Here is a 16,539-nt window from a genome sequence, read left to right as displayed (position 1 = left end):
TGTCATTGGTAGTTTAAGCGGCCTTCCCGTGTTTCGGCTTTTGAGTTTTTGACTTTTGAGCGGCTCTTAAGAATTGCATCAGTACTTTTTCATCATTTTCCAGGGCAGTATCGCTGATAGATGATTGAATATTGATTTTTTTGAGGTATGTGGAAAGCTCATCGTTTTCGAAGGCTTCCAGGAGCAATGGGTAGACATAGGAACTTTTACAGACTGCCCTGGTGTTTCCAAGTTTGCCGGCCACGCAGTCCAGCACTTCGACGATAATTTTCTTTTTCGGCCTTTCAATATCGTGTACACTGCATTTGGCCAATTGCCTTAGGGCCTCCAGTGTCCCACCCCATGTGCGAAAGTCCTTTGCGGTAAAGTCACTTCCGGTGATCTCGCGGATATAGTTGTTGATCTTTCCGGAATCAATCGGTCGGTGTTCCTGCCCATCGGTGTAGTACTGAAAGAGATTCTGTCCGGGAATTTCTTTGCATTTCTTCACCAGTTTCGCGAGTGTCCTGTCGTTGAGGTCTACGTTTTGCCGCACTCCTTTTTTCCCGGTAAAGCTAAGTTTAAGACGGTCCCCGTTGATCTGTACGTGTTTATTTTTCAGGGTACTGAGTCCGTAGCTGCCGTACAATTCTCTGTAGGATTCATTTCCTACCCTTATCAATGTTTTTAGCATCACCCGCATGCAGATGGCCAATACTTTTGTTTCATCAAATTCTTTACGCTTTAAGTCTTTTGCTATTTGCTTCCGTGCTTGCGGGAGGACTTTGCCAAATTCCAGTAAACGGAAATATTTGCTATCAGACCGTCTTGAGGTCCATTCCGGATGATACTTGTATTGTTTTCTACCTGCAGCATCAAAGCCGGTGACCTGCAGGTAGGCACTCTTTCTGCTCGCAATCCATACATTGGTCCATGCTGGCGGGATCACGAGCGCCTTTATTCTGGCCAATTGATCCTCACCGGCAATCCGGTTTCCGTCCTTATCTTCATAATAAAACGCTCCCGGCTTCCCTTTTCTGTATATGCCTGGCTGACTATCAGTTGCATATGTCAATCCGCTTGATCTGATCTCCTCGATGGTTTGTACCATATAGTTTTCCTAAAATATGCGTTTAATTTTTTATTTTGCAGGCTCATTTTGCCGTTAATCTCAAACAAAAACATATGAAGCCCTCAGGATCTTTCAAATCAAACAGAGAATGACCGGATCACGATCGCTTCATTACAATAAAACCCCTGAAGGCAGCTTGAAGACAATAAAAAATTTAATACTACTGAAGAACCAAACAATAAAATTATGAAAATAGTTTTCATGGGCACTCCCGATTTTGCAGTGGCATCTCTTAATGCTTTGGTTGAAGCTGGTTTTGAGGTCGTTGGCGTGGTTACCGCTGCAGATAAGCCTGCCGGCAGGGGCCAGAAATTGCAGGAAAGTGCTGTAAAGCAATACGCAGTATTAAAAGGCATCCCGGTTTTGCAGCCGCTGAAACTGAAAGATCCTATTTTCCTGGAGGAACTGAAATCGCTGAATGCGGACCTGCAGGTGGTGGTGGCTTTCCGGATGCTGCCGGAGCTGGTGTGGAATATGCCTCCGAGTGGTACGATCAACCTGCATGCGTCTTTACTTCCTCAATACAGGGGTGCCGCTCCCATCAATCATGCCATCATCAACGGAGAAAAGGAAAGCGGTGTGACTACTTTTTTCCTGAAACATGAGATTGATACGGGTGATGTGATATTTTCCGAAAGGGTGGAAATAAGGTCTGATGAGACTGCGGGGGAGCTGCATGATGAGCTGATGCATGCCGGGGCGGGATTGCTGGTTAAAACTGTAAGGGCGATAGCCAATGGTGATTATCAGGAGCAGCCGCAGCCGCAAAGCGCTGAATTGAAGCATGCGCCCAAGATCTTTAAAGAGGATTGCCTGATTGACTGGAACCAGCCTGCCTTAAAAATATATAATCAGATCAGGGGCCTGAGTCCCTATCCGACGGCGTTTACCAAGCTGAATGATAAGGTCCTGAAGATCTTTAAGGCGGAGCTTGAGGATAAGGAGCCGGGCATTTCCGCCGGGGCCTTCCTGTCTGATGGCAAGACTTATCTGAAGTTTGCCGCCAAAGACGGTTTCATTAAATTGACCGATCTGCAATACGAGGGTAAAAAAAGAATGAGGACTGATGAATTTTTAAGGGGGATGCGGTTGTAGTTACAGCAGGTTCAGTTTTGCGCTAAGTTCTTTTGACACTTCATTGAAGTAGCGTTTTCGCCCATAGCCCATTACCCAGCGAACACCACCTGTTGCATTGGTAACAAATACTTCGTCTGCTTCCTTTAAAACCTCAGGATTGATCTGTGCTTCGACCATTGAAATGCTGTTCATCTTCGCAATGTTCATCACCACACCCCTCATTACACCTGTAATGCAGCCTTCTGACAGCGCAGGGGTATAAATCTGCTGATTGTAAACCACAAAAACATTTGAACTGATGCTTTCACAGAGGAAGCCATTTTGGTTCAGTATAAATGCTTCGTCCAAACGGTGCTGTTTCTTGTACAATCCGGCCATGACGTAAAGCAGGGAATTACTTGTCTTATAGTTGGCCAGCTTGTCTATTTGTTTGGTCAGTTCGTCGTATACATCAACGATCAGGCCTTTTTTATTGAGTTCGTAGTTGTTTTCTGTCAGGGCAGATGCTTCTAGGATGTACCCTGATTTGTTGTTTTCCGGGGTGTAAAGACCCTCTCCTGCACGATAAACTGAGAGCCTGAACCGTACATTGTCCCTGAGCTTGTTTTTCCTGCAAAGTTCGGTGGTCTTTTGTCTTAAAAAATATTCGTCAAGAAGGTTTCCCCCTTCAATTTTAAGCGCTTTCATACCGGCTTTTAGCCTGTCGGCATGCTGTTCGGCAAATTTTAGTTTGCCATTGCACATCCTCATGGATTCAAATAGTCCGTCACCGTACCTGAATCCACGGTTATGGGCGGTTAGTATGGGCTGGTCCGCAGGAACGAATTCGTCGTTGTGTAAAATATACTCCATGAAGCCAATTGGATTATTCTGGTGCTTGTACTATATAATTTCGCCACTTGCTGAGGGCCTCATCAAAATCGGCAGGCAAAGGTGCTTCAAACTCCATGTATGTCCGGGTAGTTGGATGGATAAATCCTAATGTCTGCGCATGAAGGGCCTGACGGGGCAAAATATTGAAGCAATTTTGCACAAATTGCTTGTATTTGTTAAAGGTTGTGCCCTTTAGTATTTTGTCGCCGCCGTAATTGGCATCATTGAACAGCGGATGGCCTATATGTTTCATGTGTGCTCTGATTTGGTGTGTGCGACCGGTCTCCAGCTGGCAGCTGATTAAAGTCACATAACCTAAACGTTCTAAAACGGTATAATGTGTTACTGACCACTTACCTTTTTCTTCATCGTCATAATTATCCATAATGATCCGGTTTTTTGCACTGCGTCCAATATATCCGGTTACGGTTCCATTTTCGGCGATATCCCCCCAGGCCAGCGCGATGTATTTGCGGGTGATGCTGTGGTCAAAGAACTGTTTGGCCAGCTTGGTCATGGTGATCTCGTTCTTGCTGATGAGCAGCAGACCGGAGGTGTCTTTGTCTATCCGGTGTACCAGCCCGGGCCTGCCTTCATTGCCGGGCAAATGAGGCAGCTGCTCAAAATGAAAGGCCAGCGCATTGACCAGTGTGCCTGTGTAATTGTTAAAGCCCGGGTGTACGACCATCCCTGCAGATTTATTGACAATCAACAGATCCTGGTCTTCATATACGATATCAATGGGAATGTCTTCAGGATAAACTTCGGTATCCCGTGGCGGATGTGGAAAAACTATGGAAATTTCATCAGCCGGCTTGATCTTATAGCTGGATTTTACCGGCTTTTTGTTGACCAGGACGTTCTCCGCCTCGATTGCATTCTGGATCCGGCTCCTTGACGCGTTTTCCACACGGTGCATTAAAAACTTGTCAATCCGCAGCAAAGACTGTCCTTTATCAACAACAATGTTCAAATGTTCATAAAGATCCTGATCTTCTGATTCTTGCAGCGTGTTAATATTTTCCATTAAAATATCTTCTCTTTTCAATTCCGGACGAGGGAAAGTATCGCGTTTTAATGTAGTTAGGGGCTTTTTTTTCATAATATCAGGAATAGTGCAAAGCTAATCTTTAAGAACAACATATCGGATAAACAAATTGGCCTATTTTTTGTTAAGAGGCTTCCTGTACCCTAACAACCCTGCTTATGAAAAATTTTACTCAAAATGTAAAGATAATTCTTAACTTTTTCCCATATCTGATCAAAAAGATTTATTTCAAACATTAATTATTCAAGGTTAACTCCCCGGCTTATATATTTGTAACCACGGTTATGAAGATTTACAGCCCTATACAGCAATTAAAGCATCCTTCCAGAATAAACATTTGGGTTAAAAGAGATGATTTAATTGATCCCTATATCTCAGGGAATAAATGGCGCAAGCTCAAATACATTTTAGAAGAAGCTAAAAATCTTAAAAAAGATCATCTGGTCACTTTTGGTGGTGCATATTCCAACCACCTCGTAGCTACGGCTGCTGCCTGCGCTGGAAATGGTTTAAAAAGCACTGCGTTTGTGCGTGGGGAGGCGGTAGAAAACGAAATGCTTTTGCTTTGCAGGCTTTTTGGCATGCGGCTTATATTCACGGACAGAAGGGATTATAAAGAAAAGGATAAATTGTTCCGCAGACACTTTGCCGAAGATTCCTGTGCCTTTTTTGTAGATGAGGGAGGTGCCGGAATAGCTGCTGTGAAAGGCTGTGCCGAACTCATTGCTGAGCTTCCACCTGATATTGACCACCTTTTTTGCGCTGCCGGAACCGGAACCACCGCTGCTGGCCTCCTTAAAGGCATTTTAGAATCCGGGTCAAAAACTATACTTCATGTGGTTCCCGTATTAAAGGGCGGGGATTTCATTGCGGATGAGATTGCGAGATATACCGGCAGCTCGGATCAGCTGATCCTGCACACGGATTATCATTTTGGGGGCTATGGCAAAACACAGCCTGGATTGATTTCATTTATAAAGCGCTTCGTAGCTGAGGAAGGTATGCTCATAGATCCGGTATATACGGCCAAGCTGTTCTTTGCAATTGACGATCTTGTTAAGAAACAATATTTTAAAACCACTGACAAGATAGCCGCGGTTCATACGGGTGGGCTGTTGGGTATCTGGGGAATGAAGGAAAAGTTCAGAGGGGATGGTTGAAGTTCTTAAAAACTGACAATTCGTTAATTGTCAGATATTTTGTGTTTCCGGTTTCAAAACGCTCATGCAGGCTGTATCTTTTGAGTTCACCGGATTCCTGCTGTTGTAAAACTCCAGCCAGTGCAGCGGCTGTATAGATCGCGCAAAACGGTTCGGCGAAACCGTTGTGACGATACACATAAAATTCATGGCCGGGCTGCTGCCTGTAGATTCCGATAAGGACATTCAGGGTGCCTTCGTCCATTTCAGTCAGGTCACAGGCCATCAACAAAAGATCATGATCAGGGAAGCGCTGATGGACACTTAATAACCCGTTTAAAGGTCCCCGGATCGGGATATGATCGATAATCAGCGTTCTTTTAGGGAAAATGTTCCGGTAAGATTGCTTTTGCAGTTCGCTTATAGATATGACAACTTCCAGGTCCTGTTGTGCAAGTTTATCGGCAATGACCGCTGCCCATGGCTGCCCGTCTTTCTGCAACAAGCCTTTATCCAGGCCCATGCGCTTGCTTTCGCCCCCGCACAACACTACGCCCATTAGTTTATTTTTCATGAGCTGTGCTGTTAAATTCATAGATGTGCTCAGCGGGATTTCCGGTGATCTCGGCGCAATTACAGTTTCCGCCCCATTTATGCGTACCATCAGTGAAGTATTCACATTTCCAGATCGGTACTTCGTGCTTTAGCCTGTCCATGATATACCGGTTTGCGTCGTAAGCCTCTTTTCGGTGGGGTGATGCGGTAATGACCACCACCGCACACTCAGAGATCCCGACTTTACCCAGCCGGTGCTGTGCTACCGCTATATTCAGCTGCCATTTTTGGGTGGCCTGATCCAATATTTCCCGGATCATTTTTACAGCCAGCTTTTCCTGGGCCTCAAATTCCAGATAGGCTACTTCTTTTCCCAGGTTATTGATCCTGACGTCTCCGCTAAAAAGCACAACTGCGCCGGCACCCGGGTGGTGTGAGGCAGCAAGCAGCTCTGCAAGTTGCAGCGGCTGGTCAGAGAGTATGTTTTCAGCCCCCGCTGCTTGGCGGGATAACGGAGATCCGGTCATCTGCTTTTAAGTTATAGTGTGAACCGACCAATTCATCATTTACCGCGAAGCGGCAGGCACCAAGTATTCCTTCTGCCTCCGGCTTCTGTGTGATCAGGTAGCGTTTCAGCTCACTGATGTCTTTCAATGTTTCTCCGATCGTAAATTGTTTGTCGTAGAAATCCTTTAGCACTGCAAATACTTCAATCTTCATAATTCTATCCTCCTATATGCATCATGCTCAAATCGCTTCCTGTAAATTTAAATATTTGTTTCTGTAACATGGCCTGTTCGAGTTTACCGGTAAGTTCGGCGCTGTCTGCTGCAGCCCCTCCGATCGGGATCGGGGTATTGCTGCTCAGGCATCCATAAATATTGCCAAAAGAATCCAGCCTCAGACGGTTGCAATCCCCGCAAAAAGGGGCAGTTTCGTTTGCGATGATGCCAAAGATATGCCCTTTGGCGGTCTGCCAGTAATTGGCTGTAGCAGCTATCTTCCGCGGCAGCCTGGCAATACTGTGCCTCGTCTCTATAATCGAAAGGATTTCCTGCTGGGAAAAGAAATAATCTTTGGAGTTTTCATGTAAATGTCCCATGGCCATGACCTCCAGGAAACGGATCTTTAGATTTTTACCGGACGCATGGTCGAGCAATGGCAGAACCTGATGCTCGTTGATTCCGCGCATGACTACTGTATTTAGTTTGACTTCAATTCCGCATTCCTGTGCCTTATCAATACCACGGAGTATTTTGTCCAGTCCGCGGCGGCGGCTTATTTTAAAAAATGTCGCTTCGTCTATGGCGTCCAGTGATACATTGATGGATTTTAAACCTGCTTTTCGCAATGTTTCTGCCTGCTGTTCAAGCAGTACTCCGTTTGTAGTCAATGCCAGGTCTTCAATTCCAAATTGAAGCGCTCCGTTAACGATCGTTGCCAGATCCCTGTATAGCAGCGGCTCGCCGCCGGTAAGGCGCAGTGTCTGCAGATCCAGCTGCTGGTGCAATCGCCCGATAATGCTCAGCATTTTCTCAGCAGGCAGGGCTTGCGATTGCTGCAGTATATAACTTTCCCGCATTTCATCCTGACCACAGGCGCAGTATACACAGCCCAGATTGCAGGTATTGATCAAACTCACCCGGAGGGTTTTGAATTTTCGGTCGTATATATCCCCTGGCTCAATCATGATGTAAAAATAGCAAGTATCGGTAATATTTATTTATACTTCTTTTAACATTGCATAAGCATGTATTTGCTTACCGGTAAAAAATCCATCTTTTCTGAATTACAGATGGGACATTTATAGGTATCCGGCAAATCATCAAACCCAATGCCGGGGTTTATCTCATTGATTTCGTCACCAAATTCTTCATCGTATACAGATCTGCAGTTTTTACACTGATGAACCATAATCAGCGATTTGTGATCTTCTTCCTCTTCAGGGATATGTTCGGCACGCAACAGCAAGGCATCTTTTGTTTGCAGGTCATAATAATGATCACAAAGTGTGATCAATGCCGGTGTGAGTTCGCTCAAACTGATATCCGTTCTGAAAGTTACGAAATCTTTTGAGTTTGGATTGAAATTACGGGTATGCAGTATATCAAAAATTTCTTTATCGGTATTCAACTGTTTTCTGATGATTACTGAGCCGAATAACCCGGTTTTGGGATTCACCTTAACTGCAAATGAAAGCTTGAAGGTTCGCAGGTCTTCTTTATCAAACTGTTTAACCAGGTATTGCTTCAGGCCAAGTCCGTAATCGCACAGGTCTTCCACCTGCCAGTTGAGCTCGTTAGAAGCATGGCGTATATTGATGCGGTGTTTGGCCATGACCATATTCCAGGGCAATTGTTCTTCTATTCCTTTTATGATAATGGATTTCCAGGGAGTAATGTAAAACTGGGCAATCCGTGACCTGATGCATAGTGTGCAGACATCTTCTAAAAAGTCGCAGGAAAAGGATTCGTCTCTGCGGTAAATGCCCAGCCAGAATTTATTGCTGTCATACCGGTTAAACCCTTCATAATAAGGAAGGCTAAAATCCGGAAGTTCAAGCTGAACTGTACTGTGGTACTGGATAAATTTAGTTTCATTCCCGACTTTTTGATAGAGTACCGTACCATTTATATCTTCCTGGTTGCAGTAAATATCAGGCTTTTTTAATATCGCTTCTTCAATATCTTTACTCAGTATGGCAATGTCTTCTGTATAGACCAATACCGGCCATACATAAAAGATACTGGTCTTGGGAAACCTGATGTGCAGGTGCCAGTAATTGCTTACCGCTGAAACGATGAAATTGAGGTTGCCAGTAAAAAAAGGGACAAAGGTCTGATTGCTGTTGATCAGGTTGATCTTCAGCTGAGGTTTGTAATCAAAAAGATCCAGAACATCTTTATAAACACCCTCACCAAGCCAGTTCGGATTGCCAAATAAATTTTGGGCCACATAAGAACTGAGTATGTTTGGATACTGGCCGGCATCGAGCTCAAAATCTATGTTGGCGACAAAAAACTCATGCTCAAGCGATTCAAGCTGCTCTGCATTGGCATTGATGAACAACTGCTGGCGTGTGCCAAAACGGACCTCTGTTATGCCTGCGTTCTTTGCCGCATCCAGTATTTCCAGCATATCACCTGCAGCTACTACCCCTCCCGGGAGATTGATTTTGATGGTATGTATTTTTTCCTCGGCCATATCCTGTTTATTTACACTGCGCTTAACAGTTGTTCAAGTATGCGTTTCACCTCCGGTCTGCAGGATCCGCAGCCAGTCCCTGCACCAGTTGAAGCACAGAGCTGTTTCAGATCGGAGCACCCCTCGGTGATCTTTGTTTCGATATTGCCCTGACCAACATTATTACAGCTGCATACCAGCTTACCCATTACAGGGTCTGGCTTATTCCCGCTCCGGAGCAACTGGATTCGCTTTTCGCTCAGTTCAATCTTGTTTTCTATGAGGTTCCTGAATTCCTGAAATTCTGCTTTATCGCCGATGAGGATCGCCCCTACCAGTCTGTCCTGATGTATAATGCATTTTTTATAATAGCGTTTGGCTTTGTCAATGAATACGATCTCTTCGTAATTTTTCTCGTCCGGAGACTCAGACAAACCAATGCTGCACAGGTCAAAGCCCTGGATCTTAATGATGTTCATTAAAGTGCTTCCTTCATAATAGCTGGAGATGTCGCCATTGACGTATTGAGCTACCACTTCGGCCTGCTGTTCTGCCGCCGCGGTAATGCCATACATCATGTCCTCAAATTCGGCGATTTCGCCAATGGCGAAGATAGCCGGATCGCTTGTCTGCATCCTTTCATCCACCACAACTCCGCGCTTGCACAAAATGTCAGATTTTTTGGCGAGCTCAATATTTGGGCTGGTACCTATGGCCATGATCACCGCATCGCAACTGATCTTTTTACCGCTTTTTAGTCCTATGCCGGTAAGTTTTGATCTTCCATAAAACAACTGCACTTCTTCATTGTAATAGATGTCGCAACCCATTCCCGCCATCTGTTCGCTAAGCAGCTGACTGCCCAGTGAATCCAGTTGCCGGCTCAGAAAGCGGGACACGCGCTGTACGATGGTCACTTTTATTCCGGTCTCAATTAATGACGCCGCCATCTCCAGTCCAAGAAGGCCGCCGCCTACGATAACCACTTCTGCTTTTTTGGAGATGTGTTTTTTAAAATTGTCGGCATCGGTGCGTGTCCGCATACTAAAAATGCCCGGTAATGATGGCACATTTTTAGGAATGGCCGGACGACTACCTGTGGCCATGATCAGCACATCATAGGCAGTTCTTATTCCTCTGGAATCAACCACATATTTATTTATCCGGTCTATCTCTTCTATACTGATCCCCCGCAAAAGGTTAATGTTGTACTCAGGCTCTTCTTCGTCTTTCATTTTTACCAGCTGCTCCCAGGTTTGTTCACCACTGATATAATCCGGGAGCATCACTCTGTTGTAAAATGGAAGGTTCTCCTTGCTAAAAATGGTGATTTCGTCTTCAGTGTTCAGCTCCCGGTATGATTTCACAAAGCCATAGGCACCGGCACCGGCCCCTACGATCACGATGTGTTGTTTTGGTTTCTTATATTTTTCGATGCTAACCGCGCAATATTTAAAATCAGGTTCTTTAGAGATCGGGTCGATCAGCGTGCTGGTCAGGTTATTGGTCCTGTTCAGGTCGCTGCCCAGTATTTTGCCCCAATGCATGGGCAGAAACACCACTCCTTTTTTAATCGCCGGTGATAGTTTTGCTTTTACACGCACATCTCCGCGCAGAGATCTGACCACTACAATATCGGAATCCTGAATGCCAAGTTCATCAGCGTCGTCAGGATGAATTTCTAAAAATGCCTGAGGAATGTGTTTTTTAAGCTTATTGACCTTCCCCGTCTTGCTCATGGTGTGCCATTGGTCCCGGATCCTTCCGGTGGTGAGCACATATGGAAAATCAGGCCCGGCCTTTTCACTGCTAAAATCATCCGGAACGGCATGAATGATCGCCTTTTTGCTTTCAGTATGGAATTTTTTGTCTGTAAACAAGCGTGCGGTCCCCGAATCCATACGTTTACTGTATGGCCATTGCACGGTATTCTTACGCCTGATCACGCCATAGTCAAGTCCGTCCATGCGCAGTGTTGTTTTCGCCGTCAGCCGGGTATGCTCTTTAAAGATCTCCTCGGAGGAACTGAAATCAAAGCCGGGGTAGCCCATTTTTTCCGCGAAGCGGCAGATGATCTCCGAATCCGGAAGTGCATCACCTGGTGCCTCTGTTGTTTTATGCAGATAACTGATCCGCCGCTCTGAATTGGTCATGGTGCCTTCCTTTTCCGCCCATGCGGCCGCAGGAAGGATCACGTCTGCATATTTCAATGTTTCTGGCTTGTTACTGATCTCCTGCACTACAACAAATTTGGCTTTTTTGAGCCCATCTTCTGCAATACGCGCATTGGGCAGACTGGTGAGCGGATTGGTGCAAATGATCCATATGGCTTTAAGACGGCCATCGTTCAGGGCTTCAAACATTTCAGTAGCTGTTAATCCCGGTCTGGGCGAGATTTCTTTGCCTTTCCAAAAGTCCTGAACTTCCTTGCGGTGCAGGGGGTCATTAAGGTTGCGGTGTGCCGGCAGCAAATTGGCCAGGCCGCCAACTTCCCGGCCGCCCATTGCGTTGGGTTGCCCGGTAAGGGAGAATGGTCCGGATCCCGGTTTTCCGATATGTCCAGTGATGAGGTTCAGATTGATCAGACTTAGATTCTTGTTCACCCCGACCACGCTTTGGTTTAGGCCCATGGTCCACATGCTGATGAAGCCCTTAGCATCAGATATGTATTCTGCCGCGGTAATGATATCATATGGATCCAGTCCGCAGATCTCTGCCGATTCTTTCAGACTTTTCTCAAATACGAGCGTACGGTATTTCTCAAAACCTTCAGTATGATTGGCCACAAACTTATGATCGATTTTATCTCTTTCGATGAGCAGTCTGCCAATGGCGTGATTGAGTGTAATGTCGGTGCCGGGATTGATCTGCAAATGAAGATCGGCGTTTGAACACGTATCGGTGACACGGGGGTCGACGACGATGATCTTCACATCCGGGTTTTTAGCTTTGTGGGCTTCTACCCTGCGCCATAAAATGGGATGGCACCAGGCTGGGTTGGCACCGGTGACATAGAAGCAGTCTGCAAGTTCGATATCGTCATAGCAGATGGGCACGCTGTCTTCGCCAAGGCTCATTTTGTAAGCAGCAACCGCACTGCTCATACACAACCTTGAATTGGTATCTATGTTGTTGCTGCCTATGAAGCCCTTGATGAGCTTATTGATGACGTAATATTCTTCAGTGAGGCATTGACCGGAAGCGTAAAAAGCTACCGAATCAGGGCCATACTTGTCTATAAATGTTTTAAATACAGCGGCAGTGCGTTCCAGGGCTGCATCCCAGCTTACCTTTTGCAGCGGCATGTTCTTATTGTACCGCATTTGCGGATACAGCAACCGATCGCTCTGATCGTTTACAGTGTATTGAAGATTTAAACCTTTGCTGCACAGCGCGCCCTTATTTACAGGATGATCTGCATCGCCGCTTATCACTACAGAACCGTTCTTCTCCTTATTGACAATTACTCCGCATCCGACACCGCAGTAACAGCAGGTACTTTTATAAGATCGTTCTCCAATTTCCATAAGGTTATTATTTTGGCTTAGGCCGGTTGTAATTCTGCTTTGAGACTATTACTCTTTGCGGTCTCTTTGTGAAAAGGGGTCATGGTAACAAGCAGACCTATTACGGCAACGGCTATCCCTATATATAAAAATGCATCGGCATAGGTAAGGGATTTGGATTTGAAAAGAAATCCTGCCAGCATTGCTCCGAGATTGCCACCGGCACCAACGATGCCACTTACAGACCCTATTGCTTTTTTATTGATAAAAGGCACTATGGAATAGGTGCTTCCGTTTGCCATTTTCAGAAACAACGCGAAGACCAGCATACAGATAATGGCTACAGTGAGTGTGCCTGCCTGCGCAAAGAAAGTGATCGCGATACCTTCCAATACCAGGAAGGACCCCAGAAGAATACCTTTTCCTCTCAATCCATAGACTTTACCGACCTTGTCGCTCACTATACCCCCAAGCGCCCGGGCGAAGATATTCATGAAACCAAAGATGGCGGCGAGTGCACCGGCAAGAATCAAGGTAGCATTAAAATTATCGACAAAGAAAATGGCTGCAACGTTATCAACTGTTATTTCTATACCAAAACAGGCAGCGTAAGCAAGCGCCAAAACCCAGGTCCGTCTGTCTTTCATTGCCGCAGCAAAAGAACCTTTGGCTTTTTCTGCTTTTGGCCCCCTTTCGATATCGGCATAATTACCGGCGGGTGTGTCTTTGGTGTATTTATAATAAATAAATGCCATGATCAGCAAGATAACTCCGGGCACCACCATGGCGTATCTCCATGAATCTGCACTGCTGCTGTAGCCAAGGGCAACAAAAGCAGAAGCGACCAGGGGCATAACCAGATTAGTTACACCACCACCCAAATTGCCCCAGCCACCGGAAACTGCATTGGCAGTGCCTATGATATTTGGTGCAAACATCATGGAGGTATGGAACTGTGTGATGACGAAAGATGCACCTATAATCCCGATCACAAACCGAAAGATGAGAAAACTTTCATAACTGTTTGACAAGCCGATAAGCATAACCGGAAAGGCGCCAAGCAATAAGAGAATAGTATAAGACAGTCGCGGGCCAATACTGTCACATAGTTTTCCAATGACGAGCCGTGCAAAAATAGTAGCAGAAACTGAGGCAATGATGATGTTACCAATCTGTTCCTTACTTAAATGGAGTTGTTCCCGAACTACAGGCATCAATGGAGCTATGCCGAACCAACCAAAGAAACAAAAAAAGAAAGTAATCCATGTGATGTGAAAAGTTTTCATCTGGATTCCTTTCCATGAAAAGATCTGCAGCTCTTTGAGCGGTTGTGGGATATCAGTAATTGCCATATTTTTTTGATTTAGTGGTTACGCTTAAACACTGATGCAGACATTACAATCTGAATACTTAAATCCGTTGTCAGCACATAAAACAATACAAAAACTTATAAATCTTAATACAATAAGTCAAAAAAATAGCAAATAATCAAACATCTAACCAAATACATTCAAATATTATCAATTTTTAACAACTAAATAACGATATAAATAAGTTTAATGCGATAAATATATTAAAAATCATATATAAAAAGAATTTTAAATAATAAAAACTTGTATAAAATGACAAATACAATAAAAATCTAGTAACATTTCAATAAAAAATTCAGCTTTATACAACTAACGATCATATCACACAGCATAAATAAACAACAACACATGGTTTAATGAAAAAATCCATTGAATTATAACTAAAAAAAACAAAACATCCCTAAAAAGTCGACAAAATCGAACATTTACCAAAAAAATAGGAAATTTTCACCAAAATAAAGCTACAGAAAGAAGAAATTCACCAGATCTCCGCTCGATAGCACATCGGTTTCCAACGGATGCAGCGCAATAGCCTCTGCATTAAGACCAAGCCTGATGTCACCAGACCCATTTATGGAAACAGGCTGAACTGTCATGGAGTCAGCATCAATCCGTGCCGGAAAAAATTCGTCAAGGTTTACTTTTTTCGATCTTGTCCCTTTAAACGGCAATTTAAAATATTGTGGTGCTTCCAGGCCCTGGGACAGGTTCAGAAAAAGCTTGACAAAAAGGTTGAAGGTGACTAAACAGGAAAAAGGATTGCCAGGGAGTGCAAACACCAGACCTCCGTCGGGTTTTGCCCCTACCCATATCGGCTTGCCGGGTCTGATGGCTACTTTATGAAATAACTTTTGAACATGGAGAGCTTCCAGCAATTGAGGCACATAATCTGCTTCCCCTGCGGAAACGCCGCCATTAATGACGACAATATCACTGCGCAGGGCCTCGTTTAAAACCTCTTTTATCATTTCTTTATCGTCCCTGACATGCTGGACAAATGCGGGAACAATGCCGTTATTTTTTAACATGGACCGGATCAGGTAAGCGTTGCTGTTTCGAATTTGATAAGGCAGTATGCTTTGTCCCAGAGGCACTACCTCGTCTCCTGTAGTAACCACGGCAACGGATGGAAGTTTTTGCACCAGTATACGTTCACGCCCGACCACTGCAAGAATACTAATCAGTTGAGGCGTAAGTTTTGCGTATTTATGAGCTACGGTACTTCCTGAAAGCAGATCCTCTCCCTGGCGTGCAATATTCAGATAAGGTTTCATTGACAGCGCGGTCAGTCTAACCTTATCACCCGCTATGACCGAATCCTCCACTCTGATCACGACATTTGCCGGCCCGGGTACTGCTGCACCGGTCATAATTTTATAACAGGATCCTTTTACAAGTTTTTTTGAAGCTGGCTGACCTGCCAAAATGGTTTCTGATACGATAAATTCCCTGATGCCGCCCACCCAATCCTCATAAATAATGGCGTAGCCATCCATCGCGGCACGGTTGAAAGGCGGATAGTCCCGATCGGCAAAAATGTCTTCTGCAAGTACCCTGCCATCCGCGTCATCAGCAGGAACAGTTTCAGCACCTAAAATCCGGGAGTGCGCTGCAATTACCCGGATGGCCCCATCAAAACTGATCATGGCTAGTGCCCTCCGCCTTTCATCATTTTACGGGCATGAAATACGGCGGGCAATATGGCTTCAAGAGACTCCCTTGCGCCATCCGAACTGCCAGGCAAAGTCACAATAAGCGTTTGCGCTATTGAACCTGCTACACCCCGGCTCATCATGGCTAAAGGTGTGCGCATCTGCCCGAATGTACGCATGGCTTCAGTAATACCGTCGGCGTCACGTTCCAGAATTTCTGTTACTGCGGCTACCGTATTGTCGCGTGGACCGAGGCCGGTACCGCCTGTGGTAAATACAAAATGAATATCTTCAGCTACCCATTCTTTAATCTTTTCCTGGATCTGGTGTTTTTGATCCGGAACTATAGCATAATGTTTGACCCGGGCGTTTACACCTTCGAGCATCTCTATAATAATTTTACCGCTTTTATCTTCACGTTTACCTTCGGCAGTGGAATCTGAACAAACTAAAACAGCGCATACAGGAGCTGAGGCGAAATATTTTTGCCGGTCAGACTTACCGCCTGTTTTTTTGAGTAATTTAACATTTCCTATTTCCAGTTCTTTGTCTACCGGCTTGAGCATGTCATAAATTTCCAGTGCCGCTACAGATACGCCTGTGAGCATTTCCATCTCTATACCAGTACGGCCTATCGATTTCGCGGTGCCTCTTATGACAATTCCGGTCCGGCTAAAAACAGCTTCTTCAAATAGCTCCTGATGAATGTCTTTCTGCAAATATTCAAAAGTAATGTCCATGCCGTCGATCGTAACAGGATGGCAATGCGGAAGCAGCTGCGGAGTCAATTTTGCGCCAATAAACCCAGCGGCTTTGGCCACGCCAAAGAGATTGCCTTTGGGGAGCTCATCCCTGGAGATGAGGTCCAATGTTTCGGGAGAGCAATAAATTATCCCTACTGCATCTGCCGTCCTTAAAGTGATCTGCTTACCCGTAATGTCTCTCATGTAGCTGTGTTGATTCGGTCTTTTTGAAATTCAGGTGATCATTTAAAATCACATTGTCAAAACAACTACTAAAATCTG

14 protein-coding genes are annotated in these 16,539 nt (G+C 45.0%); 2 read left to right on the top strand and 12 right to left on the bottom strand.

Annotated elements, in window-relative coordinates; translation table 11 throughout:
• Positions 1 to 13: 13 nt before the first annotated feature.
• Complete coding sequence (locus QEP08_RS07570) at positions 14 to 1,090, bottom strand: DNA topoisomerase IB (protein WP_285057019.1); 1,077 nt, start codon at positions 1,088 to 1,090, stop codon at positions 14 to 16.
• Positions 1,091 to 1,297: 207 nt separating this feature from the next.
• Between QEP08_RS07570 and fmt the strand changes: the two genes are divergently transcribed.
• Positions 1,298 to 2,206, top strand: coding sequence for a methionyl-tRNA formyltransferase (fmt, locus tag QEP08_RS07565; protein ID WP_285057018.1), 909 nt, complete (start codon positions 1,298 to 1,300; stop codon positions 2,204 to 2,206).
• Here fmt and QEP08_RS07560 read toward each other — a convergent pair whose 3' ends face one another.
• Positions 2,207 to 3,040, bottom strand: coding sequence for an aminotransferase class IV (locus QEP08_RS07560; protein ID WP_285057016.1), 834 nt, complete (start codon positions 3,038 to 3,040; stop codon positions 2,207 to 2,209). It lies immediately after the preceding gene.
• A gap of 13 nt (positions 3,041 to 3,053) precedes the next feature.
• A complete protein-coding gene (locus tag QEP08_RS07555) occupies positions 3,054 to 4,088 on the bottom strand; it encodes an RluA family pseudouridine synthase (RefSeq protein ID WP_285058347.1) in 1,035 nt (344 codons plus the stop codon).
• Positions 4,089 to 4,393: 305 nt separating this feature from the next.
• Between QEP08_RS07555 and QEP08_RS07550 the strand changes: the two genes are divergently transcribed.
• Positions 4,394 to 5,269 (top strand): 1-aminocyclopropane-1-carboxylate deaminase/D-cysteine desulfhydrase, encoded by an 876-nt coding sequence (locus QEP08_RS07550; protein ID WP_285057015.1) that lies wholly within the window; start codon positions 4,394 to 4,396, stop codon positions 5,267 to 5,269.
• Here QEP08_RS07550 and mobA read toward each other — a convergent pair.
• The 9 genes from mobA to moaCB all read right to left on the bottom strand — a co-directional run bounded on the left by mobA (position 5,253) and on the right by moaCB (position 16,461).
• Positions 5,253 to 5,822, bottom strand: coding sequence for a molybdenum cofactor guanylyltransferase (mobA, locus tag QEP08_RS07545; RefSeq protein WP_285057013.1), 570 nt, complete (start codon positions 5,820 to 5,822; stop codon positions 5,253 to 5,255). The two genes, QEP08_RS07550 and mobA, sit on opposite strands and share 17 nt — an antisense overlap.
• The gene (locus QEP08_RS07540; protein WP_285057011.1) at positions 5,812 to 6,330 is read right to left on the bottom strand and encodes a molybdenum cofactor biosynthesis protein MoaE; all 519 of its coding nucleotides are present in this window, start codon (positions 6,328 to 6,330) and stop codon (positions 5,812 to 5,814) included. The genes mobA and QEP08_RS07540 overlap by 11 nt, the downstream gene beginning before the upstream one ends.
• The gene (locus tag QEP08_RS07535; protein WP_285057010.1) at positions 6,290 to 6,523 is read right to left on the bottom strand and encodes a MoaD/ThiS family protein; all 234 of its coding nucleotides are present in this window, start codon (positions 6,521 to 6,523) and stop codon (positions 6,290 to 6,292) included. Before QEP08_RS07535 ends, QEP08_RS07540 begins: the two co-directional genes overlap by 41 nt.
• 4 nt (positions 6,524 to 6,527) lie before the next feature.
• Positions 6,528 to 7,445: a GTP 3',8-cyclase MoaA gene (locus QEP08_RS07530; RefSeq protein ID WP_285057008.1), complete on the bottom strand. Its 918-nt coding sequence runs from the start codon at positions 7,443 to 7,445 to the stop codon at positions 6,528 to 6,530.
• Positions 7,446 to 7,537: 92 nt separating this feature from the next.
• Positions 7,538 to 9,007, bottom strand: a complete 1,470-nt coding sequence (locus tag QEP08_RS20870) for a rubredoxin (RefSeq protein WP_349019026.1) — start codon at positions 9,005 to 9,007, stop codon at positions 7,538 to 7,540.
• An 11-nt stretch (positions 9,008 to 9,018) separates the two neighbouring features.
• A complete protein-coding gene (locus QEP08_RS07515) occupies positions 9,019 to 12,513 on the bottom strand; it encodes a nitrate reductase (RefSeq protein ID WP_285057006.1) in 3,495 nt (1,164 codons plus the stop codon).
• Between the two features lie 17 nt (positions 12,514 to 12,530).
• The gene (locus QEP08_RS07510; RefSeq protein ID WP_285057004.1) at positions 12,531 to 13,844 is read right to left on the bottom strand and encodes an MFS transporter; all 1,314 of its coding nucleotides are present in this window, start codon (positions 13,842 to 13,844) and stop codon (positions 12,531 to 12,533) included.
• 479 nt (positions 13,845 to 14,323) lie between these two features.
• A complete protein-coding gene (locus tag QEP08_RS07505) occupies positions 14,324 to 15,508 on the bottom strand; it encodes a molybdopterin molybdotransferase MoeA (protein WP_285057002.1) in 1,185 nt (394 codons plus the stop codon).
• A 2-nt stretch (positions 15,509 to 15,510) separates the two neighbouring features.
• Entirely contained in the window at positions 15,511 to 16,461 is a 951-nt protein-coding gene (moaCB, locus tag QEP08_RS07500; protein WP_285057000.1) for a bifunctional molybdenum cofactor biosynthesis protein MoaC/MoaB, read from the bottom strand.
• Between the last annotated feature and the right edge of the window lie 78 nt (positions 16,462 to 16,539).

It is taken from the genome of Pedobacter ginsengisoli (assembly GCF_030244015.1).
GTDB lineage: Bacteria > Bacteroidota > Bacteroidia > Sphingobacteriales > Sphingobacteriaceae > Pedobacter > Pedobacter ginsengisoli.
This window is presented reverse-complemented; position numbering and strand designations above follow the sequence as displayed.